The organism is Pseudarcicella hirudinis, assembly GCF_900115665.1.
In the GTDB taxonomy this organism is placed as follows: domain Bacteria; phylum Bacteroidota; class Bacteroidia; order Cytophagales; family Spirosomataceae; genus Pseudarcicella; species Pseudarcicella hirudinis.
This window is the reverse complement of record NZ_FOXH01000006.1, coordinates 307876-333234: the sequence shown is the minus strand read 5'-3', so window position 1 is coordinate 333234 and position 25359 is coordinate 307876. Positions and strand designations below refer to the sequence as shown.

Below are 25359 nucleotides of genomic sequence, written 5' to 3'. Positions count from 1 at the left end.
AGAGAGACATTCCGGTAAAGTCTTTCTCCTCTTAATTTAAGGTTTTAGGTAAAACCTTTACTTCGCCTCTTTTGCCAGATCAAGGGCCTGAGTGGTCGTGTAATATTTTACCAACATGTTAGACAATTCCCAGTCCGGCAGGTTATTCACATTATAAAATTTCAGGAATCTTTCCATTACTTCAGCAAAATGGGCTTCATGTCCGTTACGGTATTTATCCGGAATTTCAACAAGCCATTCTTCCCCCTGTTTTTTCAGAGAGATTCCTGCATATTTTGCCTTCACTTTTTCAAAAGCACTGTTTAAGGATGTCTCTGATAAACCAGCTCCGGGTTTGATATAAAGTTGAGGTACATATTTTTCAGCAGCTCCCTGTCTGATTTCCAGGTTTGCCATACTGCCTTTCATAATAGAATAATGAGTGTCCCCACCTTCAGGAGCGCTGTAATTCCAGATTACCTTCACTTTCGCATTTACCCCTTTCAGGGCATAATTAATCTCTCCGTTACAGAATACATTCAGCACAGTATCATTGACAACATCTTTTTTCAGGAATGAAGGGAAAGCTGATGCCCCGGTAATTTTTGAAAACTGACTGAGAGTCATCGGAGTAACCCAGCGTTTGGCATGATTGATTTTTACATCATTGTTATTCAGAGGAATTTCAGGAAAACACTCCCATTGAACCAGATCCACAAGGTGCGTGGTAACATCCACAATTCCTTCTCCCTCTTGTGTAACGTCCATAAACCAAACGGGTCTTTTCAGCGGGCTTCCGGAAACGGATTTATAAAAATGATGGACGCTCTCCTTAATTACAGCAGGATTTTCCGGTGTTCCTTTTTCCAGTTTCCCGAATATCTCAGTTACCTGCGACAATTCTTTTTGCAAAACAGTTGTGATCTCGGACCTTTCAGTCATGATGTCATACAGGAGAACATTGTTCTTTTTAGCAACCGCAAATGCTTCCTTCAGCATTTCATAACCCTTTGTATCTATGCACATTGGCTTATCAGCCAGCACATTCATTCCGGCTTCAAGTGATTTCTTGATATATTCGGTCTTTTTACGGTTGTTCCCAGCCAGTACGACCATATTACCTTTTTTCTCAGCAAGCATTTTTTCCAGAAAATCATTTCCCCTGTAAACCACCTCATTCCAACGGGTAGGCTGTACAGCTCTGGTATTATAAGCATCTATACGCTTAAGATGATCTTCCACATCCTGGCTTGCAGGAGCATAAACCTGCACATTAGGATCAATGTTATCATACATCGATTTCTGAACAAGTGCCGCATGGAAATGTCCGGGATCAAGTGTAATTAAACGGGCCTTGGGAACTTCGTATTTTTTCACTTTCGAATAATCTAACTCATAATTCTGACCAATTGTATAAGTAATCCCTCCCAGAATATGCTTCAGAAAAACAGGATCTGAATAATCTTTTGCATTATGGCCAAGAGCGGTATAAAATGATCTGCCTCCTTCAAATTCCTGACACCATGAAGAAGGATAATTCTGTGTGTGCAATTTGCTTTTGAAAGTGGTTGTATCCAGAGTTGTAAGGACTTTGATATTAGGACTAAGATCTTTGAAAAAATACCATTCGTCCCAGCGCTTCCAGCGTTTGGGCAAGCCTTTGGTAGCGGGATGGTTCGGGTCTTTTACCACCACAAAGGCTTCCTGCTGTTCTGTATGCCATTGGAAAACACCCCCAAGCATCTGAGCAAACCATTTCCAGTTTCTTTCCACACCGGTTGCAGAATGAATCCCGGCTACACCGCCTCCTGCACGCACATATCTTTGTAAAGCAGCTTCCTGGTCAGCATTAAAAATATCCTGATTCGCACTGAGAAAAACCAGCGAACTATATTTTTTAAGAGATTCATCCGTAAATAAATCAGCATTTTCAGAAGTGTCCACTTTCATGCCGATACTTTCGCATGCTTTTTTGATAGCAATGGTCCCCGCTGTAATAGACTCATGGCGATAAGCCCAGGGAACATTTTTTGTAAAAATCAGGATTCGTTTTTCCTTTCTGACATTCTGAGCCGGAAGCTGGAAGGCGCAGCAGATCAGCAATCCTAAAAGAATATTACTCCATTGAAATTTCATCATTGATTTATTAAGTTAGACAAGGAAAAATCCCGATACATGCAGGGAAAATTCGTTTTCACAGATACAGGGTAAAGTTTTGCAACTGTGTTTTTTACTCATTTTCTTCCCAGCAAATTATCGGGACCGGTTAATTAATTGTATTAAAATTCAGGGTTTAAGGAATACGGCAGGGTGATAACTATATTTTAATCTGATAGGGTGCTCTCATTGGTCTGGCAAGCATGGCATTTGCTTCAGGGTCATTCTTGAACATTTCCTTTTGAGGATCCCAATATACTTTACGTTTTAATTTCATTACAATATGATGGATCAGACAGGCTGAACAGGAACGATGTCCGATTTCTACCGGAGCAATCGGTTGTTTCCGGGATTGGATGCTTTCAAGCCAGTTGCCATGATGGTCTTTACTTTCTGTGAGATGAATTTCATTTTTACCAATTACTGAACTCAAAATTCTGGGATCACTGGCATCCAGTGCTTTGCTATTAGCATCTTTTGAAACAGGATCGCTGGCTGTAGCAGCATAATTCCCGCGGGTTACAAAAATCCAGCCTTCTGTGCCTTCAAACTTTATACCATTCGGAATTTCATTGCTGATTATCATTTTTACGCCATTCTGATACAAGGCTTCCGTTTGAAATTTGCCATGAACATTCCACAAACCATGTGTAGGAAATTCTGCCCAACCCGACACTTCAATAGGTCCGCTTAACTCAGTATTCATGGCCCAGTGTGCGCAATCTACATGATGTGAGCCCCATCCGGTAATCATTCCCGCTCCGAATTGCTCACATCTCAACCAGCCCGGACGATCATAGTCTATCTGAGGATGTACTCTTTTTTCGGTATAATAAACAGAAGGAGTGGAGCCAAGCCACATGTCGTAGTTCAGGTTTTTAGGAATCGGCATTTCAAGCTCTTCCGGTCCGGAAGGATCGCCGGGCAGACCGACATAAACCGTTTTAAGTTGTCCGATCCTGCCATTTCTTACCAATTCTGCTGCATAACGAAACTGAGGCGAGGAACGTTGCTGGCTGCCGATCTGGATAATTTGTTTACTTCTGTGAGCGGCCTTTACCAATGCCTGGCCTTCCGCAATAGTCAGAGAAGTTGGTTTTTGTAAATACACATCTTTTCCGGCATTTACCGCATCAATGCTTATCAGAGAATGCCAGTGGTCAGGAGTACTTACCAACACAGCATCAATATCCTTATTCAATAAAAGCTCCCTGTAATCATCATAGGTTCTTACGCCATCAAAATCTTTTCCGGTTTTCTTTGTATAATACTCATTAACCAGCTTTTTGGCATCAGCAACTCTTCTGCTATCCAGGTCACAAACAGCCATAATCTGAGCATTATCGTATTTCCAGACACCCGGCATATCGTGCCCGCGTGAAATTCTTCCGTTTCCGATAGCTCCTATGTTAATTCTGTTGCTCGGGGCATTTTTGCCGAATACTGAGGCAGGTACAATAGTAGGAATTGCCAGAGTTGAGATACTTGCCAAAGCTGTTTTTTTGATAAAATCCCTTCTATCACGGTTAAAGTTTTCCATTTTCTTTGATGTTTTTACGCAATGTTAATTTCCAATTATTGTTTTCAGGTTAATTCTTTAAATATGTTCTGACAGAGAAATACCATAAACTACGGAAACTGAAAAGCGGACAAAGAAAATGGACTGAATTACAGAACTCTGACCATTACTTCCGGCGGATTGGCAAAATCCTGCCAGATTTGTTCGGCTTTCACCGTATCGGGTTTCCCCTCAAAAACCATCACTCTGTACTTCAGTGTATAAGATTTGTGCGGCTCAAGCAGCCAGTCTCTGTCTTTTACAGGGCAAAAGTTGAAAAATACATTTTCCTTTCCGCCATTGGCATCCGGTGGCCAGACTCTCATCGGTTCCGGAGCGTTATAATTTCCGGGATGACCCACAAACAGCATTCCGGCTCTGGCTTTTTCCGTCGGTCCGGAAATAAGGCACCATTTGCCTCTTGTGCCGTCACTGTCTTCTCTTTTCTTCCCTTCTGAAGTAAGTATTTCACTGTTAGCAGTATTCCATTTCTGCGTGGCACGATATCCCAGACCTCCGTAACGATATTCTTTTAACAATACCGGACTTTCGGAAGCGCATTGCATTGTACTGTTTATTTCCCATAACCAGGGACCGGATTCAGCTTCACCTATGTTAAAAACCCTGATTTTAAACTGCTCATTAATTGCTGTTTTCTCTCCTTCCGGCGCTTTCAGATCAATGTGCTTTTGCAGTGCTTTAAAACCACCGTAAACTGTTCCGATAGTCAAAGAGTCGAAACCTGCAAATTTTACTGTTCCTTTCCCATCTTTTAAATTCCAGAAATCAACGGTTCTTCCTTCAAATTCTGCCAGAGTCCAGGGATTCCAGATACCCAGATGATGAAAATGATCTTTGGGTTGAATCGCTGTAAGCACCTCTCCGTCAGGCGCCCAGACCGGGTGAATAAATCCACCTCTGGCATAAAGTTCCGACTGACCTTCCGGAGCGGGTATTGTGGCATAATTATATTGTAGAACCTTTCTGTTAAAAACCTTCAGGCGAATTGCTTTATCATCTTTATCAATCAGAACCTCTCTGAATGCTACTGTCTCTCGACCCACCGCAAGCTCAAAAGTCTGCATTTGATTCGGATTCAGTTTACGGTCCAGAATCCACCAGACTTTCAAAGGATTTCTCGATTCAATCTGAACAGGAATTTCAGTTCTTTTACTGCCGTTCAGTTCATTGAGAATAAGTGTTTCTTCCTCATTGAGTGTAACACCGTCAATAATACAGGAAAGAGGTGTTTTATTTCGCTCAAATTCACCTGCTTTTACCGTAATGAAGGCAATTTTTCTGGGTTTGAAGCCCTCCTGTGCCATGGCGTTAATGGTAATAAATAGTATTAAAATCGAAAGGATTACAGTCTTCATTGCGCTCTTTTGGTACCGGATGTTTTAATTTTATGTGCTTTTTATTTTCTGGGAAAAATACAATAAAATTTTTGCAAAAACAATTTACGGATAATCAATGCGCAAAACAGTAAAGCCATTCATTTTCGTTACTTCTGAAAAGATTATAATTGTTTTTGTACAAATCGATACAGAATAATTATTATTTTTTGAATGTATTAGCCGAAAAGTATCGTAAATGTTTTCGGTAACGTTTGTGATACTTTTACAGCATTATTAATTTGCTTTGAATAATTGTAAATTTACATTGGTTAATAAATTTGACTTTCTTCCCGAAGATTTATTTGTGGTTAGACACAAATATTAGAAAAGTAATACTAAGAAAATGATAAAGTGTCCAAAATGCGGAAAAGTAGAAAGCATCAAGAGAGCGGGATTTCTCAGAGGGAAACAACGGTTCTGTTGTAAGGAATGTGATTATTTTTTCATAGAAAATACTGAAAGCTCTCCGGTTGTTAAACAAAGGCATCAGACCACAATTATAGATATTGCCAATAAGATCGGGGTTTCAACTGCCACAGTATCAAGGGCTTTAAACGGCCATCCGGATGTTAATATCAATACCCGAAAGGCCATAAAAGAATTAGCCGCCGAGCTGGACTATCAGCCCAATCTGCTTGCTCAGGGTTTGCATAGAAACGAAACCCATACAATTGGTGTAATTATCCCGGATATCCAGCGGCATTTCTTCTCTTCTGTAGTAAGCGGAATACAAAAAATAGCCTCTGATGCCGGTTACAGAGTAATGATTTGTCAGTCCAATGAATCACATTTCACTGAAACACTGAATGTCCAGGCATTGGTCGCTAGCAGAGTTGACGGCCTGCTGATCAGCCATTCCAGAGAAACGTCCTCATTTGAACATATCAAACTGCAATTGAATAAAGGCTTGCCTATCGTTCATTTCGACCGGGTTTGTGAAGAAGTTCAGACAGCTAAAATTGTTCAGGAGGATTTCAGAGGAAGTTTTATCCTGATTGAACACCTGATTAAACAAGGATGTAAAAGGATCGCCGTGTATGCAGGACCTGAGGAGTTGTTAATCAGCAGAAAGCGGTTGGAAGGTTATAAAGCTGCTCTTACTCAGTATGGAATCGACATTGCAGAGGAGTTGATTATTCATGGAAATTTCAAACATGATGATTCCCTGCTTGCGCTGAACAAATGGCTTCAATTACCGGAACCTCCTGACGGAATTTTTGCCGTGCACTATGGCAATGCTATTGAAATTATGGTTGCTTTGAAGGAAAAAAACGTCAAAATTCCGGAAGAAATAGCGATAGTCGGATTTGGTGACGAGCTAATCGCTTCCGTCATAGAGCCCGGCCTGACCACATTTCATCAATTCCCCTTTAAAATCGGTGAAACAGCAGCTTCAATTCTGATCGATAATATCATTCAGAAAGAGAATTTTGTTCCTTTTACCCAAACCGTTCAGGGAGAGTTAAAGATCCGAAAATCTTCATGCAGGGGCATAGCTCATGAATAACTAAGAATCAGTTTTTGCCTTTCAGCGGATAGTTTTGCAATTGGGAGAACGTATAACCTCTTTTTCTCAGCTCCGGAACAATTTCCTGCATGGCTTCGTAAGTATTCCAGAGTGGTCTGTTGAAGTGCATGATTACCAATGCTCCGGGTTTAATGTTTTTCAGGACACTTTCTACAATAACAGCTTTGGGTGTATTGGGCACTGCGTCACCGGAGAGTACGTCAAAACTGATAATTGTAATACCAAGCTGACGTGCAATTTTGGCACAGGCTTCATCGGTGTAGGCCGTTGAAGAACGATAGAATGCAGGTCTTTTTCCGGTAATTTTCTGAATTTTAATTGCATTTGCCTCAATTTCATCAAAGGCATCAGGCACATCTTTTGTCCCGTGAATCCCGTATTCACTTTCTCCATCTACAGAGCAGGGCTTGTGGTTAAAACCATGATTTTCTATTTCGAAGAGAGGATTTTGTGACAACTTCAGAAAAGTAGTATAATTGGCATCAATCCATTTTCCGGTCACGAAAAGTGTGGCCGGAATTTTTTCATTATTCAGAAAATCAATCAGTTCTGCATCATAAGCACTGCCATTCTTTCCGCCGCAGGCATCAAAGGTAAAAGCAATGACTTTGTTTTGCGTAATAAAATCTTCATCGACTCCCTTTACAAATTCTCCCCAATGTCCGGGAACCGAATGGGCAAACTCCTGTGAAACTCTTTGTTTCAAAGAAAGATATTCAGCGTCTTTATATAATTGCTGAATAAAAACGGGATTGGTATATAAATTAGCCTGAGCCGATGCATCTGATGCCCAGATGATGCAGGTAAGTAAAAAGAACAGTAATCTCATCGTCATTTCAAAAGGTGAAAAAGGTACCCAAAAATAGTAAAGACCTGTGAGTAAAGTTTAAAATCACATGAAAATTTAAGCAGACAAAAGCTATAAGGTTTAATGTCCGTCAATCAGAATTTCGTTTTAACCGAGGTAAAAGAAAGGAGGTTGCGGAGAATAACAGCCCTATTCCCCTTAAATATGCGGAGAATATTTGATATATTTACCGCAAGCGCTAAAATAGAATAACTGATGAGATATATTTATGAGAACGACAAATGGCCGGAATTTACCTGGGACGACAAACAAATAACCTTGATTTTAGGAAAAGTCCGGCATCTTCAGGGGATGGTTTTCGGAAAAATGGGGTCATTGGGTTTTTCAGTCAAGGAAGAAACTATGCTTTCTACCCTGACATTAGATGTTTTGAAATCATCAGAAATAGAAGGCGAAATTCTAAACTATGAACAAGTCCGTTCCTCAATAGCCCGAAGACTGGGTATGGAATATGCCGGGATTGTGGCCAACAGGAATGTTGAAGGCATAGTAGAAATGATGCTCGACGCCACGCAAAAATACAATAAACCTCTCGATGAAGAACGGATTTTCGGATGGCACGCTGCCCTCTTTCCAACAGGTTGGAGTGGAATGCACAGAATAGTTGCCGGGAACTACCGTAATGGGGAAATGCAGATAGTATCAGGAGCGATGGGTAAAGAAAAGATACACTTTCAGGCTCCTTCACCTGGTCTGGTAAAAAAAGAGATGGATGTCTTTCTGGGATGGCTTAATAATGAAACCGGATTAGATGATGTGCTAAAAGCTGCAATTGCTCATTTCTGGTTCATTATTATTCACCCGTTCGATGACGGAAATGGCCGTATCGCCAGGGCGATTTCAGATATGCTGCTAGCTCGTTCAGAGAATAGTTTTCAGCGATTTTATAGTTTGTCAAACCAGATTCTTATCGAGAAAAAGAACTATTATGAGATCTTGCAAAAGGTACAGCATAGTTCCGGTGATATAACAGAATGGTTAGTTTGGTTCCTGAATTGTTTGTATCACGCTTTAGAGAATACAGAAGTAACGCTGGAAAAGATTCTTCAAAAAGCAGATTTCTGGCAGAAACATAAAGACACCAGCTTAAACAGCCGACAGAGGCTAATGCTCAATAAACTGTTAGATGGATTTGATGGGAAATTAAAAACCTCCAAATGGGCTAAAATCGCAAAATGTTCGGCCGATACAGCTTTGAGAGATATTAAAGATTTAATGGATAAAGGAATCCTTAAACAAGAGGAATCAGGTGGACGAAGTACTAATTATGAATTGATTTTGGAATAGCCATATTTCAGATTATCGGAAACGATAAAAGTGTATGTTTCAGCATATAAATAATAGGGATTCCTTCAGGTAAAATGAATATATTTGGCTCCGAACTTATTTTTAACTGTATGAAAAGAATTCTTGTATTTATTACGCTGATTTTATGCTGTGCCGGAACCTCTCCCCGGAAAATCACCTGGCTCGCCCTCGGAGACTCAATTACCTACCTCAATGACCATCAGGATGAAACCGGAAAACGGATTACCAAAGGTTATATGACATTGCTTACCGGGAAATTCCCGCAGGTTGAATACATCAATCAGGGGCATAATGGCTGGACTTCCGTTAAGATTGCTGAAAATATCGGGTCACTCGGACTGGTAAAAGCAGATGTCTATTCCGTTTTTCTGGGAACTAACGATTGGTGGCAGGGAAAAACCATCGGAACACTTTCGGATTATGAACAGAATACCGGAACAGGAACCATTTACGGTTCATTCAGAATCATAACCGATAAACTGAAAAATCTCAATAAAAAGGCCAGAATCATACTCATAACCCCTATGCAAAGAGGCGATTTTGTGTATATCAATGGTTTCAGGAATAATGCTTTCAGCTCCGATAAACTGAAAAACGGACAAAGTCTGGAACAGGTTTGCAATGCCGTTATTGAGATCGGGAAACTGGAAAAAATGCCTGTCGTTGACTTATACCATGAGAGCGGAATGACGCTCGAAAATATGGTGAAATTCAAAAGACTGAAAGATCCTCAGACCGGACTTTACAAAAATTACACTTATCCGGAATACAAAGATATTCCCTTTGATCCTGAGAAAGATGAATATCCTTATCCGGCAGAAGCAGCGGACATGACTTACGACGGACTTCATCCTTCTGACAAAGGCTATGAAATCATCACAGATATGTTAATTCAAAAATGGAAGGGGCTTAAATAGAATTTCCCCGCTGCTGTTATTCAAAATTCACATGGAATAGCGGTGATGGGATTTATAATTTTCTATTTAACATAACATAAATTATGCGATAAAACGGAATTTATCATCTATAATGTCATATTATGTCTGTGATCCGCCATGGCTGGCGGATTCACGCTAAAGTAAATAGTGATTGTTCTCCGAAGGATTTGCCCTATAATTAGACGTTATATTAAATAGCCGCGCAACCGACGCACTTATTACAGCAGAATTTTAAAAACCACCTGACGGAAATTTGGTTTTGAAAAATGCTGCTCTGCAATCTTTTCCGACGCACAGCCTCCCACAGGTTTTTCCTAAGGCTCCAACTTTTATTCTTTTCTAGGGAATTGATTTATGGCGTTCTTTTCAGGGAGATTTCCACCTTTTTTCATTGCCAAAAAAGGTGGAGCCAAAAAGTCTAGGCCTGTACACGTAAAGCTTGAAAACTAGCACTGCATTCCACACTGTTCGCACCCCAACTGCGCTCAAACAGGGGTTAAACAACGCTCCATTCCGCTTGTTTTCTACACTTTCCGCGTAAGGGCCGGTTTTGGATATCGCTTCGTATTGATGATTCTATTAAACATTACCGAGTGGATCAGTTATCGTTCTTTAAAATGGTCATATGCTTCAATAAATTCCTTGTGATATTCTTTTGATTGTTCCAAAAGCTCTCTGTATGTCTTAACAAATACTTGTCCCGAGGCGATATAAGTTTTCTCTTTGGATTTGAACTTATAATCATCCGATTTTTCCCCTCCGACAACGTAACATACTACTCGTGAAAATCCACTTTGAGAAGCAAATCTGTTTTCTAAAAATGCTTGGTAATGATAGGCTTGTTCAAGTGCTTTTTCATCAACCTTGTATAAACTCCGCTTAATTTCTATAACATAGAGGATTTCCCCAAGTGCATTGCTACATAAGAAATCAATTCTACGATTTTTATCATCTAATTCGGTTTCGGGAAAGGTTTCTTTCAACAGAGTTGAATATGTTACTTCGTCTTTAAACTCTAGAATTCTTGGATCAAGTAGCCATGAGAACTTTTTTAAAAAGTTATGTAAGGTTGGAACCTCATTCGTATTAGTACTTATGTAATTTTCGAATTGTTTTATTACTTCAATTCTTGAATAAGCTAAATCCTTAAATTGTTTTGCTTCAATCGCCTTCCAGTCTTCCATCAGCAGTAAAAGATTTGGGATGTCCTCTGGTTTTGATATGTCCGCTATTTTGGAAGCATACTCCTTAAAGGTTTGATTTTCGAATTTATTGATAACATTACCTATTATCCTCGATGATTCTTGAACATCAATATTGGCATTGTCCAATATCGGGTCAATAATTTTATTACTTAGCTCCCTTTCATAGGTTGGTAGACTCTGTTGCCAATCAGAAATATTTAAGCTCTGCTCTTCGAGTATTAACTCTCTCTTATTTTTACTTCTCTTCTCCCTCCACTCCTTTCCAATGAGTTTGATTATTTTGTGAAGATAGTCCTGGAGTTTTTTAGTTTCCTCATGTTCCCAATTCAATGAGTGACGATCAGTTGAAATTACATCATCATCGAAATCATCTATGAAATCAATTTCTAAATAACCAGTTACGTAATTATGAAAAAGGTCATTGTCTCTTGCTCCATAAAAACTAGCAGTATTAACAATCTTTCCTCGAGAAGTTAAATAAATCCCCCTCATTTCGGTATCCTTTACTGGAGTAGTTAGTGTTATTACTTTGCCTTTTATAGAACTCCAATATTCATAGTCTGAATCAAATTTAACATCAGGAAATGTCCATTCAAACTCAACGTTAATATCAGAGTACTTGAGTTCATTTGTTACTAGAGTTTCATTTTCGCCATTATGATAAATCTTGACTTCCATTTGGTCAAGAATCAAAAATTTTTTAGACAGACTTACAGAAATTTCTTCGAGATTGAAATCTGCTTTCCTTCTTACTTTAGTTAGCTTTAAAATAGTTCCGCTAGATTCTTGAGTAGTTTGATCAACGGCAATCAGTTCTGGTTCATATAAATGCTTACTACTAGATTTTATTGCAGCCAAATCCATTAAAAAGTGATTCTTTAATCCGTTTTTTACTGAAATGACTTCAATAGTATCACAAATACCAAAAACTGATAATTTACCGAGTCCTTTTTTACCAATAACTTTTCTATTCTTCGCTGTAAGTAGTTTTTTATCAAGGTCTTTTCTTCGATTTCGACCGATTACCAGATATTTTTCGTTCAGTTCATCAAAGGTCATACCTTCTCCATTATCTTTGTACAAGATTTCTTTTGTAGAATCTTTATGAATGAAATCAATTGTAACTTTATCTGCATCAGCATCCCATGAATTAGACACTAGTTCTGATAATACGCTAGGCAATTTTGAGTATAAAGAAATCCCTAAATGCTCAATTGTACTGGGATCGAAGTTCAATACAAGTTTTTTGTCCATATGAATAGTGGTTTTTAGTTTTTTAACTATCAGCTTATTAATGATTTAACGATAGACTCCATAACTGGTGGACAGACTCCATTCCCCATTAATTTTATACGCTCTCTTCTTGACAAACTGTCTAAATTCAAGTTGAAATCACTTCCAAAACCCATAGCCAGTTTTAGCTCTTCAGGTTGAAGCATTCGCATTTTATGTCCATTGTTTCCGTCAGGAACTACAAGAGCAAATCTATCTAAAGTAGTTATTGTTCTTAACGGTTTATCAAGACTTTGCCAGCCGTCACCAGTGCCATAATAAACCATTAAAAATGGCTTATCTTTTCCTAGTTCTTTTATAGCATTATCGGCTCTCTTTAGCGTCTTTTCTGCACGACCGGCTTTTCTAAGAGGTGTGTATTTGTATTTGTCGGACCAATCTATTATTGCCGAAACAGGAACGTGTTTTTTCCCGGCTGATGGTAAACCTGCCTCTTTAGCTTTGGAACAGACTAAGAACAGTCTATTTCTTGCTTGAGGTACACCAAAATCAGCAGAATTCAATCTAAGTTCTTTAACGAAATAATTAAGTTTCCAGAGTTCTTCAAGAAGTTTTGGATGCTCACTCCATGAAGCCATTTCAACTACATTTTCTATCACAATCCATTTTGGATTAAATACTTTTGCATATCTCGTTACTTCAAATGCAGTTAGTTTACTCAATTCACACCTTTCCGCTGAACCTTTAGCAACCGAGTGATTTGTACACTCTGGTGATGCTAAGATCAAATCTATCTCACCGATTTGATTTTTCACTTCTTCAGGCTCCATGTCTCTTAAGTCACCTTCAAAAGTTCTTGAGTTTGGAAAATTACTACCATAAGTTTTGATAGCAGATTGCCAAATGTCAAATCCTGCTACAATTTCTGCCCCTGCCATTCTTGCTCCATAGCTACTCCCTCCAGCTCCACAAAAAAGATCTATAGTTCTTACGTTTTGTCTATTTATTCTCATCTCGGGAAAATTTTTTCTACTTGATTTAATCTATTTGAACTAACGGGAACATACCAAGCATTCATTCTACTATCCCACGCCCGAAGTTCTTCAAACTCTTTCCAAGAAAATCGATGCAATTCAACTAAAGTGTAATCATCATCTAATCTAACTAAAAGGAGATATTCGAATAATTGCTGTTTTGTGTCTTGATCTGGATAAATCGTTCCCGTTTTTTTTCCGTTTTGAACAGTTTTAATGGAGTACCTATGTCCATCTCTTGACAGAGCGTCTACATTTTTAACTCCGGTAGGTGCTTTTTGAAGATTGGGTAAACCTGGTGTTTTATTAAAATGATTAACAGCAATGTTTTCCCCTAGTTCACCAACGGAAAACCTGATTCCTCTTCTCTTTAGTTCTTTGTCAAGAGTGACTTGTAATCGTAAAAGGTCATCTTCAGTAAATTCACCAATTACATTTTTAATTTGTTCAATCATTTTTCAGTTTCAAGTGGTTGCAAACATCTTTCAATAACTCACACGGATCAACATCAATTGCTAGTGCGATCAAGTACAATTCATCAACTCACAATTTCGTGCTGGAGTTATTCGTTAGTTCACTCAATCGTGTTTTACTGATTCCAGTTTTTCGGGAAACGTCTGATCGGTTTACTGATTTTCGGGAAAGGAATAATCCTAATTCGGTCATTATTGTCTGTTTTTCTGAACATAAATCTACCAAAACAGAACAATTTTTCCGAAAATCTGAAAAACAATTTGACATTTTATCCGAAATCCAATACGCTTGTTTAGAAAATCGGTTAAATTATTTCAAAAATAAGAATATGTCGCTTCAATGAACTTATACAAAATAGCAGTTGGAAGAATTCATCTACAGTCAGTTGGAGGATTTAAATGCGATGAACAACCTAATCAGCATTATGCACCATCAGAATGATTTGTTGAAGAAAGTTAATAAGAAGTTAAAAGAGGAAATAACGGCTTTCAAAGAACGTCAAATGAAATATCCTGCCGGAAAAAAGCGAACCGCTTAAAGATTTTGGAACGTAATAATGTTATCCGATTAAACTACATAGACTGTATATTAAGCAAATTATTCCCAAAACAACAAAATACGTTTATATATCACACCGTGAACCTGTATTTTACCGGTAAATTATTATTTGATTTATTGGCTATTTATTAGAGGAATCCGTAATTTACACCAAAGAAAAATTACATTTACCTCATGACAAACACAGCTACGCCAAAAAATATACACCAGGGACGCAATGTAAAACGCTTCCGTGAGATGATGGGTATCAAGCAGGATGCCCTGGCTGCCGACCTCGGTGATGACTGGAATCAGCAAAAAATTTCGCTTCTGGAGCAGAAAGAAACCATTGATGCCCCTCTGCTGGCAAAGATTTCCAATACCTTGAAAATACCTGTAGAAGCTATACAGAATTTTGATGAACAGAGTGCCGTTAACATTATTGCGCAGACAATAAACAACCACGATCAATCTGCTTCTGTTTTTTACAATCCAGTTTTTAATCCTTTAGATGAGATTAAGAAATTACACGAAGAAAAGATTGCTTTGTATGAAAGGATGCTGAAAGAAAAGGAGGAGATGATGGGGAGGTTGGAGAGGTTGATTGAAAAGAAGTAAAAAACTTGATTATTTAAATATATCCAATCTCAGATTCGGTTAAAGATTCAGACGAAATACATATAAAATATCTATATTCCGTCTGAATCTGATTTCATCAAAGCTCTCTTTTCTTCAAGGCTTTTACAGCATAATCTGCGGCACGGGCTGTTAATGCCATGTATGTGATTGAAGGATTTACACAGGAAGAAGAGGTCATAGCTGCGCCGTCGGTTACGAAAACGTTTTTACAGTCGTGCACCTGATTGAAAGCATTTAAAACCGAGGTCTTGGGATCACGACCCATCCGGGCAGTTCCCATTTCATGAATACCCAAACCTAAATGCACTTCAGGACGGTTATAACCCGTAATATTCTTAAACCCTGCTGCATCCATCATTTCCATGGCCGAATTCATGATATCTTTACGCATCGTGATTTCGTTTTCTCCGAAAGCTGCATCAAAAACAATCATCGGTACACCCCATTTATCTTTTTTTGAATTGTCGAGATACATACGGTTTTCCGGATTTGACAATACCTCCCCAAAACCACCAAAACCGATAGTCCATTGGCCAGGCTTGGTCAGATCCTGCTTAAAATCCGCTCCGAATCCATCGGCATTTACCCCTCTGTTCCAGCCTTCACGACTGGCGCCACCCTGATAGCCAAAACCTCTGAGATAAGATTGTTTATCATTTCCCCAATTCCGGAAACGAGGGATATAAAGGGCATTCGGGCGTTGTCCATATACATAATCATCCAGAAAACCTTCAACCGTTGCCGTTGCCCCTACACCCAAATGATGATCCATGATGTTGCGGCCTACCTGATCGCTATCATTCCCCAATCCATTTGCAAAACGGCTTGATTTTGAATTGAGCAGCAAAGCCGCAGAATTCATTGCACCAGCGTTTAAGAAGATAATTTTGGCAAAATATTCTTCCGTCTGCATCGTGTTCTGGTTAATTACCCGCACACCCGTCGCCCGTTGTTTTTGTCCATCGTAGATAATTTCTGATACAATTGTATCATGCAATATGCTCAGGCGTTTGGTCAGGTTTGCTGCCGGAATCGAACCTGATAAGGAACTATAATACGCACCATAAGGGCAGCCACGAGCACATTTATTACGATACTGGCATGAAGCTCTGCCCAATTTAGTATGCCATTCCTGTGGTTGGGAAAGATTTGCCACACGACCCACTGTAACAGGACGATTGAATTTTTCGAACATTACTTTTTTGAAATGAAGCTCCGGAGTAAACAATGGCATTGCCGGCAGAAAATGACCATCCGGTAAAACGTCCAGTCCTTCTTTCTGACCACTAACTCCTACAAATTTTTCTACATGTGTGTACCAGGGTTCCAAATCCTCATAACGAATAGGCCAATCTATTCCGATGCCTTCTTTGGCATTGGCCTCAAAATCCTGTTTATTAAAGCGATACGACTGTCTTCCCCAGTGCATTGATTTTCCTCCGGTATGATAAGCACGAATCCAGTCGAATGGGCGTTTTTCTACATACGGGTTATTTTTATCATTCGTAAAAAGCCCTCCGGTTTCTTCGTTGGCTAAATTTCCGAAACGCTTATTGGCCCAAAGTTCTTCTGCCGAGTGTGCTGTTACTCTTCCACGATGTTGAAAATCCCAGGGTTCTTTCATCGCGGTATCATAATCCTGCGGATGCTTAATTTCACGCCCGCGCTCAATCATCAAAACCTTCAGCCCTTTTTCTGTAAGTTCTTTGGCTGCGAAGCCACCTGTCATTCCGGAACCTACTACTATCGCATCAAAAGTATTATTTTTATCTGCTCTTATATTCAAATTCATGATTTTCTGCTGTTAAAATTGCGTTTCTGTTCTCTTTCCGGTTCAATAAGCGTATGATTTCTGGCCGGGTTTCAGTTTGATATTTTCAAGCTTTCCCGGAATCTGTACATACTCAAAGGAAGCCTTTATTCCACCCTCCGAGGTGAAATAGCCCAGGAGCGTCAGTTCCTTTATCAATCGCCAGAAAGGCAGTCCTTTTGACACCTTTTTGATATCCTCATGGTCATCATTGTCCCCCATTTTGGTTTGCTTAACCTGGCGGGCCTTCATTTCAGCTTTGGTTTCCTGCTCTAAATATTTAAGTACCCCAAGACGTTCGCTCGCATTCATTTCCAGAAATTTTGCTTGCTCAATTGAAGTCAAACCCTCCATAAAACTCAGGTGCTCAGGTTGTGCATAGCAATCTTTCAGCATCATTTCGATGAATGCCGGCACTCCTACATCTTTTGCTCCCGGCGAGGCTTCGCCTGCTGTACCGGTCCGGGGAATGATGGCTTCTGCGATTTCAGCTACAATTTTCTGCTGGTTCTCTGTAAGGCTGAAAGCTGATACACCGGAAACGGGTCTGGTAGATTGTTCCCAATGATTCATCGCCATAAGTGTTGGTGCAGAAAATGTCCCGCCCAGCATCAAAGCTATATTTTTAATGACTTCTCGTCTCTCCATTTTATTTTACATTATTGAATAATTTTTAGAAACAAATATATTTATTCAATATTAATTTCCATTCATAAGACTCCGGTTTTAATCTGCACAGGAGAATATTTATTTTATTCCGGTAACTCTCTCCTTCAAAAAGGAGCTGTTTCGTAACTAAAAAAGAGGCCATCAGTCAGGAATTATCCCTTCTGATGACCTCTTTTTCTGATGAAGTTTTATCATTCCGGTTTCCGGAGAGTTTCAATATAAATTCTATGTTTTATCATTAATTCACACTCACAGTAAGCCGATTAGAGACATTTTTTTCTTCCTGTTTCCTGATTGTTTTGTTGGTAATAATGTAATGCTCCTTTTCCCGTTCAATAAGCTTGTACCAGGCAATAGCAGGAATAGCTTTATTAGAGTGTAATTCGAGGCGAATGATAATATTTTCACCGGGGTATCTATGGTCATTAATTAACTGGCTTAACTCTGTTTCGTCAATATTAATTTCCTGAGCAAATACCTTTCTTTTTTTATTCAATAATTGTACATATTCTTTCAAAAAATAGCTGAACTTCAGCTTAGGGTCAAATTCTCCGGTGTTCAGGTAATCTTCCAATCTAAACCTGAGCTGTAAGATATCAGACATTAACTTATCCGCTGCTGTTATTTCTGACTGTACTTTTGCTCTTGCAGCTTTTAACTGGTTATCAGCCTCGCCCTTTTGTGCCGGAGTTAAAGCGGCAGGATATACATAGGCTTCTGCCAGTTCTTCAGGGGTATATCTTACTTTTGTATTTTTCATGCTTCTAACAAGTACTTTAAAATAATATCGTTTAGCGCTTTTCCTGCCAAAAACAATTGCAAACCGGCGTCCAGCATTCCATATTGCTGAATGTAATGAGCCTTTAACCTGGTTTTGGGCAACAAAGACACGCAAGCATCTCTTCCGTATTTTTTCACAGCCTGTTGACAGGTAAATGCTATAAGATGACCGGTGATACCTTCGTAGGTTTTATTTTTACCTACATTTTCTATGGAGCAGGCTAATAAATGAATTTCAAATCTACTTTCAGAGGGAACATCAATTAAGGCCATTACGCCAAGTATATCCTCATCGCCGGAAATCCGGAGTTTATATACCACCACATCAGTACACCTTTTGAACCGTTTCCACAGGAAATAATACCGCTTTTGGGTCAGTATTTTATAGTCATCATCCACGACGGGTACTATTTTTACTTTTTCCCTTTTCCCGGTTTTTATTTCAATTAAACTCATAAGCAAATATATAAAAAATTTACATTTTCTGTAAACTTTTTATATAATTCAGGAAACCTTTATCTTCATCAATAGCCTCATCTTCAATTATTTTAGTCAAACCTAATGGCTTTAAATAGCTTCTGCCTTAACCTTTTCTGTTTCATTCCTTTACCTTTCAGCCCATCTGGTATCATAACTACAAAATTGCTCCAGAATCTATGCTTTCCTTTATGTAATAAGTTGTCGTATTTCTTAGTATTCCCGGATAAAATCTGTGTGTAAACAATCTAAAATGTCAAATCGATGAAAAGAGCATTCTTATTAACATTCTTATTAAATATTTTCTCCTTTGGTCTCTTTGCCCAAACAAGTCTGATAAAGAAAACGGTGTTAGGTGGTGAAGGAGGCTGGGATTATCTTTCTGTCTCAGCGGAAGAACGCCGGCTGTATCTTTCTCATGGGAATCAGGTAGAAGTGCTCAATATCGATTCACACGAAAAAATTGCTGTTATTCCCGATACCAAAGGTGTTCATGGAATTATTGCGGTACCAGCTCTGGGCAAAGGATTTATCACCGCCGGGAAGACGAACTCTCTGATTGTCTTTGACCTCAAAACCTTCGCAAAACTTGCAGAACTCCCGACAGGAGAGAATCCTGATGCTTTATTATACGATCAATCTACAGGCAGGATATTTGTCTTTAATCATACAGGAGGGAGCGTGACTGCGGTTGATGCCAATTCCCTGAAAGTTATCAGAACGTTCAAATTAGGAGGATCCGCCGCAGAGGCAGGTGTCAGCAATAAAAAAGGGACAATCTATGTCAATTTAGAAGATTTGAATGAAATTGTAGCATTTGATGCGAAAACCCTCATGATAAAAAGTCGTTGGAAAGTCGCCCCGGGTGAGGAACCTACAGGTCTGGCTATTGATTTAACCAACGAAAGATTATTTTCAGTCTGTGGTAATAATAAAATGATCATTCTTAATGCTAAAAACGGAAAAGTCGTCACAGAAGCTCCCATTGGCAGCCGCTGTGACGGAGTAGTATTTGATCCTGTTTTAAAAACAGCATTTTCTTCCAACGGAGAGGGAACCATTTCTGTTATACAGGAAGTATCTCCGAATAAATTCAGTGTAAAAGAAACCATAAAATCAGCCATTGGTGCCAGAACCATCGATTATGATCCGGTCACGCACCATGTTTTTACAATAACAGCCCAATACGGAGAGACTCCGGCTCCTACCACCGAAAACCCGCATCCCCGGCCAAAAGTTATTCCTGGTACATTTACGGTTTTAGAGTTTGGGAAATAGCTCTTTCATAAAAAAGAGGCCATCAGTCAGGAATTACCCCTTTTGATGGCCTCTTATTCTGATGAAATTTTATTACCCCCTTTTCCAGAACGTTTCAATTTCTTCCAGGGTTTTGCCTTTGGTCTCCGGAATAAAGAAATAGATAAACAATCCTGCTAAAATCGACATACCCATAAAACACCAAAAAGTATAGGCACTGCCAAGCGAATTGAGCATTACAGGAAACGACTGAGAGACGATGAATACAAAGATCCATAAAGAAAAGAGGGATAAAGACATTGCTTTACCTCTGGTTCTGTTCGGAAATATTTCTGAAATAACCACAAATGTAAGAGGCCCTAAAGAAAGGGCAAAGAAGGCAATATATGCCATAATAGAAACCAAGACAAGGTACCCTTTCGAGAATCCGAAATGAAAAGCTGAGCCGATAGTTGCCAGACAAACAGTCATTCCGATTGACCCGATCAGCAATAATCCTCTTCTGCCCACTTTATCTACATACCTGATGGCAACCAGGGTAAAAAGGAAATTGACCACTCCAACCAGAATCGTTTGTAAAAGTGCCGAATCTGAACCATCACCTGTCGACTTAAATATCTCAGGAGCATAATACATGATGGCATTAATTCCGGTAATCTGTGAAAACATTGCTAAAATTACCCCTATAATCAGGGCTTTCATCAGACCCGGCCTGAAGATTTCAGCAAAAGACCCTGACTCACTATGCAGGCTTTGTATGATTTCCTCAGCTTCCAGATGAGCTCTTTCCTCACCGTTAATCTTTTCCAGGACGATAAACGCTTCTGCATTGCGCCCTTTTTTGATCAGCCATCTCGGACTTTCAGGAACAAAAAACAGCAGAATCAGGAAGATAAGAGAGGGGAAAATGCCTGAGGCAAACATCCATCTCCATCCGATTTCGACATTCCAGGTTTCATCATATAAATCCGCAATGGCAGCATTGACAAAATATATCACCAGAATACCCGTTACAATGCCCAACTGATTAATTGAAACCAATTTTCCTCTTTCATGAGAAGGAGCAATTTCCGTAATATACATAGGAGCGAGGACAGAGGCAATTCCAATGCCCAAGCCTCCGATAATCCGGAAAAAAACGAACCAGTTCAGGTCTCCCGGAATTGCAATCCCCAAAGAAGAAAGTGCAAATAAAACGGCGGAAAAAATAAGTACTTTCCTCCTACCCAGCCAGTCACTCAAAACACCGGAAAAAAGTGCACCTGCAATACAACCAATCAATGCACAGGAAGCAGCCCAGCCAACCATCATGGCACTGAGTCCGAATTTAATCTGAAGAAAACCGATTGCTCCCGCAATCACGGCTGTGTCATAACCGAAAAGAAGTCCTCCTACTGCGGCGACTATTGTTATTCTGTAAACAAAAAGTCTGCTCCAGGTATTTTTCATGGATTTATTTAAGATTGAGGGTTAGAAGTTGTTCAGTTCTGATATAGGCCTTGATCGTTGCACAGGTTTTCCCTTCACTTTCACCGTAAGGTCTGATCGTAAAATCGCCAACTGAAGCCGGAACGATAAATGTTTCAGCATAATGAACCACAAAGGCAGGAAATGCCTCTGTCGGACTTTCCACTATTGCCTCTGCCCCTTCTATAAGGTTAATTACATTTACAACCCCATTGGTAGAATGGCTTACTTTTTCCGAAAACCAATGTCTCCTTGTTTCAATAAACGATCCGGACTCAAGGCCGGTTTGTTCTTCATACCATCCCTCTCCTTCTTTAATTTTCACAAATCTGTTTACCAGATTTTCCCGGGTCCAGTCTGTAGTCCGATCCCACTGAATATTATTTTTACCGTGTTCCAGAGAAATCGGGCGGGGTTTTCCATCAAGTCCCATTCTACCCCAATCCCAAAGTTTGAAAGTGAAAATAAAAGGTGTGGCACTGATTTCCAGCACCACGGAGTTTGCTCCGGAGCAATGAACTGTTCCGGCAGGAATCAGAAAATGATCATGCTTTTTGGCCGGCCATTTTTCTACATATTTCTCTGCCTCAAAATCTTCTCCTGATTCATTGGAAATCTCCAGATCTCTCAGCATATTTTCCGGAACAATATCTGTTTTCAGTCCCAGATAAACCGTAGCATCATCCATGGCATCCAGCATATAATAACTTTCGTTCTGGGTATATCCCATTCCAAAATTTTCCCGGATATATTCATGCAGGGGATGAACCTGCAGGCTCAGATTTCCTCCTTCCATGGTATCTAAAAAGTCAAATCTGATTGGAAATTCATCTCCGAATGCCTCATAGACCTTCTCTCCCAAAAGGGCTTCCGGATGCGCATAAACCAGATTAACCGAAGGAATTTCTACATTTCCTCCTTCAAATTCGAAAACAACACTATTTTCTTCAGGAACACAGTCGAAGCCCCAGGCATAATTCTGAGCTGATCTGTCGAGGTCGCAAACTTCTTTAAGCCATTGTCCGCCCCAGGGTCCCGGGTCAAAGAAAGGAACTACTCTGAAAGGTCTTTGCATGGCGGTATTGAATGCCTCTTTCATGGCAGTACCTGACACCATTTTCGGCTGATCTTCAATCGTAGTATCCAATACAAAATCCCATTTTTGCATCAGGTTTTTTTTATGGCGGTCAAAGACTTTCCAGTCGACGAACAGGGCTCTTTTATATTGATTGGAAAAGACTTCTTCCTGATTATGAATCCCCAGATTGCTGATTCTGTTTTTCCGGAATCTTAATTGTATTTCCCATCTTGGCATATCGGCATAGATCAGAATATCTGCTTCCGGAACCATCAAAGAAGCACCTGCTCCAGCTACCAGAATCAAACCAGCCTCAATTTCTGAAATTTCCCGCTGCAAAGCACTAACCTTATTTTCTGCAAAAAAATCCTTCAGATTCAGCGGGCACATATACCCAAAAACCGGATCGTCTGTAACATACTGATAAACCAGTGCATCAATGTTTTCCTCACGAAGCATAGCAGTCTCAGCTTCAAAAACTGCACATACGGGCAGCTTAAGATTTTTCAGTATTTCATCTGTATAAACTCCGTGATAGGTATCAACCGCCACTATTATCTTTGGCTTCCGGATTACCTGAACGGCAGATTCAATCTCCGCTGAAATTTTTTCCCAACCGTTAATACATTGGTGCGTATTTATTTCAATTACAGGATATTTGTTAAAATTTGAAATGCTCAAAACGATTATTATTTAAAGTTATATGCCAGACTACTTACTCCTAAAAGTGCTGCTGTATTCGTAAATGAGGCAGCTTCGACCTGTACTTTTCCCCAGGCCGTCCAGGCATGCTGATTGATTTTACTCTGAATAAAAGGGGCGATAATATCTTTACTTCCCATGATACCCCCTCCCAGAATCAATAGATCCGGGTCATAAGCATGAATGAGGTTGACGGCGCAGGCGCTCCAGACTTCAAGTGATTTGTTTCTGATAGTTTTAGCCAGTTCATCTCCTCTTTCAGCGTATTGGAAAATGGTTCTGAAATCAAGTATTTCTGTCTGACTTAACCTGCTTTTGGAAAATCCGGGGTGTTTTTTGGCTAATTCATATAAGTTCCAGGTTGAAGCTTCTGCCTCTGCACAGCCATAGTTTCCACAATTGCATAAATCTCCGTTTATGTTTACCGTAAAATGTCCTCCGAGAATTCCGGCCTGAAAATGTCTGCCCCTGAGCAGATTCCCTTCAATTACCGCAGAAGTGCCAATTCCGGTACCTAATGTCATCAGCACCAGATTATTACAGCCGGAACCTTTGCCGTATTTCCATTCTCCCAGGAGGGCAGAACGGGTATCGTTTTCGATAAAAAGCGGAAGATTCCATGTTTCTGAAACCCAACGGCTTAAATCTAATTCTATAACGTCACTGTATTTTTTATTAATCGATAAAACCTTTTTATGTACAGAATCAACAATTCCAGGAACGGCTATTCCCATACCGATAACATTGGAAATAGACAATCCTGCCTGGTCAAGAAGATTATTGAAACAGGCCGCTATTTCCGGTAATCTTTCTCCTAATCCTTCATGAGACTGGGCATCCATCTGGCTTGTTACCAGAATTTCTGATTGATGAATCAATCCTAGTTTGATCTGGGTACCTCCCAGATCAACTGCCATTACTATTTTCTTTTCCAATTTGAAGCTATTTAGAAAAAGGGAAATTATTTTTTAGCTGTTTTTTCAAATAATACAATGGCATCATATAATACACCTGCTTCTCCGCGGAAAGTACCTGAACCTTTTGGTTTATTGTCCACAGTGTACCATTCATAAAACCCCTTGTTATCAATTACCCGCTGAATCATAGGTTTAAATTGTTCATAGGCTTCTTTTTCAAAACCGTTCAAAATCAACTGTTTTATCATTCTGCCGCCAAACCAGGTCCAGTCTCCTCCGTTCTGATAACCATATGGATACATTCCTTTATTTTTAAACGCTCCTTCCGGATAAGTCGGGTATAAAGTAAGTCCGATAGAGCCGGCACCTGATTTCTTCACATTTTCCACCATTTTATCCAGAGAAATCTTAATCTGCTTTTTAGACAATAAATTAGCCTCAATTGCTACTGCGGTACCGCCGTGGTAATAAATCTCGTTTTCGTTAAAATTTTGCGGAAACGGTGAGCCATTCAGGTAAATATGCGGAATGAACTTGTTATTTTTCTCATCCCAGAGATATTTCATCGTATTTTTAGCAATTGCTTCACGAACAGGTTTCCATCTGGTTTTTTTAGCAGGAAGCATGGCCATAAAATTATCCAAAGCAATCAAAAACATCGCATTATCGTAAATGTCGATGGCATAATGGGTATCTTTTGTCAGATAAACACCCCATTCATGCTCCGGTTGAACATCTCCCCAATCTGCCGTGGTAGCTCCCCAGATCAGGCCATATTTTTTATTAAATCTGTGTTTCATTAAAAATTCCATCGACTGCTCTAATCGGTCAGCTACAGATTTACCTCCGATTTTTTCATGCAGAAAAGCTTTATCATGCGACAAACTGATGTATTTGTAAATCGCCTGAACCAGAGAAGTCTCCTGATCGGTTTCTACAGAATTTTTATGTCCGGCATAAGACGGTTCCAGGTCTGTATAAATATAGTCGTACCCAATGGTACTTTTTTTCGCCTTTTCAATAGGAATAAAACCGTCAACAATATTGCCGTCTTTCCCCTGAAGTCTGAAGAAAACTTTGAGATTTTCCTTTAATACTTCGGGTTTATGAACCTGTGCGGAAAGGGTGATAAAGGTATTATAATCCCGGATCCATACCTCACCATAACCATCTCCGGCATTAAAGCCATTTTTTACAATTTCAAGTGCTTTTGCCTTCACTTGCTTCAGTGCACTGTCTTTTTTTATTTCAGCATAAAGTCCGGTGTTCGTTTGCTGTTTAACAGCCAGACAATTTATGAGAGTAAAACAAAAAGAAAAGCTTAACAGGGTTTTTCTAATTTTCATG

Annotated in this window: 21 protein-coding genes; 6 read left to right on the top strand and 15 right to left on the bottom strand. The window is 39.6% G+C overall.

From position 1 onward, the window contains the following. Positions 1–57: 57 nt before the first annotated feature. The 3 genes from BM179_RS13120 to BM179_RS13110 all read right to left on the bottom strand — a co-directional run bounded on the left by BM179_RS13120 (position 58) and on the right by BM179_RS13110 (position 5070). Positions 58–2118 (bottom strand): putative oxidoreductase C-terminal domain-containing protein, encoded by a 2061-nt coding sequence (locus tag BM179_RS13120; RefSeq protein ID WP_092017516.1) that lies wholly within the window; start codon positions 2116–2118, stop codon positions 58–60. A gap of 178 nt (positions 2119–2296) precedes the next feature. After that, on the bottom strand, positions 2297–3676 hold the full coding sequence (locus tag BM179_RS13115) for a Gfo/Idh/MocA family protein (RefSeq protein ID WP_092017514.1): 1380 nt from the start codon (positions 3674–3676) through the stop codon (positions 2297–2299). 128 nt (positions 3677–3804) lie between these two features. Next, the gene (locus tag BM179_RS13110; RefSeq protein WP_092017512.1) at positions 3805–5070 is read right to left on the bottom strand and encodes a DUF6807 domain-containing protein; all 1266 of its coding nucleotides are present in this window, start codon (positions 5068–5070) and stop codon (positions 3805–3807) included. 364 nt (positions 5071–5434) lie between these two features. On the opposite strand from BM179_RS13110, the gene BM179_RS13105 reads away from it, so the two are divergent. Continuing rightward, positions 5435–6598: a LacI family DNA-binding transcriptional regulator gene (locus tag BM179_RS13105; RefSeq protein WP_092017510.1), complete on the top strand. Its 1164-nt coding sequence runs from the start codon at positions 5435–5437 to the stop codon at positions 6596–6598. Positions 6599–6605: 7 nt separating this feature from the next. On the opposite strand, the gene BM179_RS13100 is transcribed toward BM179_RS13105, so the two are convergent. Then, complete coding sequence (locus BM179_RS13100) at positions 6606–7454, bottom strand: polysaccharide deacetylase family protein (protein ID WP_092017508.1); 849 nt, start codon at positions 7452–7454, stop codon at positions 6606–6608. Positions 7455–7682: 228 nt separating this feature from the next. On the opposite strand from BM179_RS13100, the gene BM179_RS13095 reads away from it, so the two are divergent. Further along, positions 7683–8774: a Fic family protein gene (locus BM179_RS13095; RefSeq protein ID WP_310586950.1), complete on the top strand. Its 1092-nt coding sequence runs from the start codon at positions 7683–7685 to the stop codon at positions 8772–8774. Positions 8775–8884: 110 nt separating this feature from the next. Further along, entirely contained in the window at positions 8885–9712 is an 828-nt protein-coding gene (locus tag BM179_RS13090; RefSeq protein WP_092017504.1) for an SGNH/GDSL hydrolase family protein, read from the top strand. Between the two features lie 623 nt (positions 9713–10335). Here the strand turns inward: BM179_RS13090 and BM179_RS13085 are convergent. The 3 genes from BM179_RS13085 to BM179_RS13075 are packed head-to-tail and all read right to left on the bottom strand — an operon-like array spanning position 10336 to position 13660. Further along, the gene (locus tag BM179_RS13085) at positions 10336–12192 is read right to left on the bottom strand and encodes an ATP-binding protein (protein ID WP_092017502.1); all 1857 of its coding nucleotides are present in this window, start codon (positions 12190–12192) and stop codon (positions 10336–10338) included. A gap of 29 nt (positions 12193–12221) precedes the next feature. Continuing rightward, positions 12222–13184: a DNA cytosine methyltransferase gene (locus tag BM179_RS13080; protein ID WP_092017500.1), complete on the bottom strand. Its 963-nt coding sequence runs from the start codon at positions 13182–13184 to the stop codon at positions 12222–12224. After that, positions 13181–13660 carry a hypothetical protein gene (locus BM179_RS13075; protein WP_092017498.1) on the bottom strand — a complete coding sequence of 160 codons (480 nt, stop codon included), beginning with the start codon at positions 13658–13660 and terminating at the stop codon, positions 13181–13183. Before BM179_RS13075 ends, BM179_RS13080 begins: the two co-directional genes overlap by 4 nt. 380 nt (positions 13661–14040) lie before the next feature. On the opposite strand from BM179_RS13075, the gene BM179_RS13065 reads away from it, so the two are divergent. Together BM179_RS13065 and BM179_RS13060 are read left to right on the top strand one after the other, a co-directional pair. Continuing rightward, entirely contained in the window at positions 14041–14217 is a 177-nt protein-coding gene (locus BM179_RS13065; protein ID WP_218159219.1) for a hypothetical protein, read from the top strand. A gap of 194 nt (positions 14218–14411) precedes the next feature. Then, a complete protein-coding gene (locus BM179_RS13060) occupies positions 14412–14834 on the top strand; it encodes a helix-turn-helix domain-containing protein (protein ID WP_092017496.1) in 423 nt (140 codons plus the stop codon). Positions 14835–14931: 97 nt separating this feature from the next. Here the strand turns inward: BM179_RS13060 and BM179_RS13055 are convergent, their stop codons facing one another. The 4 genes from BM179_RS13055 to BM179_RS13040 all read right to left on the bottom strand — a co-directional run bounded on the left by BM179_RS13055 (position 14932) and on the right by BM179_RS13040 (position 18570). Then, positions 14932–16647 carry a GMC oxidoreductase gene (locus tag BM179_RS13055; RefSeq protein WP_092017494.1) on the bottom strand — a complete coding sequence of 572 codons (1716 nt, stop codon included), beginning with the start codon at positions 16645–16647 and terminating at the stop codon, positions 14932–14934. A 42-nt stretch (positions 16648–16689) separates the two neighbouring features. Then, positions 16690–17313 carry a gluconate 2-dehydrogenase subunit 3 family protein gene (locus BM179_RS13050; RefSeq protein ID WP_092017492.1) on the bottom strand — a complete coding sequence of 208 codons (624 nt, stop codon included), beginning with the start codon at positions 17311–17313 and terminating at the stop codon, positions 16690–16692. 259 nt (positions 17314–17572) lie between these two features. Continuing rightward, complete coding sequence (locus tag BM179_RS13045; protein ID WP_092017490.1) at positions 17573–18094, bottom strand: hypothetical protein; 522 nt, start codon at positions 18092–18094, stop codon at positions 17573–17575. Further along, positions 18091–18570, bottom strand: a complete 480-nt coding sequence (locus BM179_RS13040) for a hypothetical protein (RefSeq protein ID WP_092017487.1) — start codon at positions 18568–18570, stop codon at positions 18091–18093. Before BM179_RS13040 ends, BM179_RS13045 begins: the two co-directional genes overlap by 4 nt. A gap of 285 nt (positions 18571–18855) precedes the next feature. Between BM179_RS13040 and BM179_RS13035 the strand changes: the two genes are divergently transcribed. Further along, positions 18856–19869 (top strand): YncE family protein, encoded by a 1014-nt coding sequence (locus tag BM179_RS13035; RefSeq protein ID WP_092017485.1) that lies wholly within the window; start codon positions 18856–18858, stop codon positions 19867–19869. A gap of 72 nt (positions 19870–19941) precedes the next feature. On the opposite strand, the gene BM179_RS13030 is transcribed toward BM179_RS13035, so the two are convergent. The 4 genes from BM179_RS13030 to BM179_RS13015 are packed head-to-tail and all read right to left on the bottom strand — an operon-like array spanning position 19942 to position 25358. Beyond that, positions 19942–21297 (bottom strand): sugar porter family MFS transporter, encoded by a 1356-nt coding sequence (locus BM179_RS13030; RefSeq protein ID WP_092017483.1) that lies wholly within the window; start codon positions 21295–21297, stop codon positions 19942–19944. 4 nt (positions 21298–21301) lie between these two features. Further along, positions 21302–23074, bottom strand: coding sequence for a class I mannose-6-phosphate isomerase (locus tag BM179_RS13025; protein WP_229632948.1), 1773 nt, complete (start codon positions 23072–23074; stop codon positions 21302–21304). A gap of 8 nt (positions 23075–23082) precedes the next feature. After that, positions 23083–24030, bottom strand: coding sequence for an ROK family protein (locus BM179_RS13020; protein ID WP_218159218.1), 948 nt, complete (start codon positions 24028–24030; stop codon positions 23083–23085). A 26-nt stretch (positions 24031–24056) separates the two neighbouring features. Next, complete coding sequence (locus tag BM179_RS13015) at positions 24057–25358, bottom strand: glucosidase family protein (protein WP_092017477.1); 1302 nt, start codon at positions 25356–25358, stop codon at positions 24057–24059. Between the last annotated feature and the right edge of the window lies 1 nt (position 25359).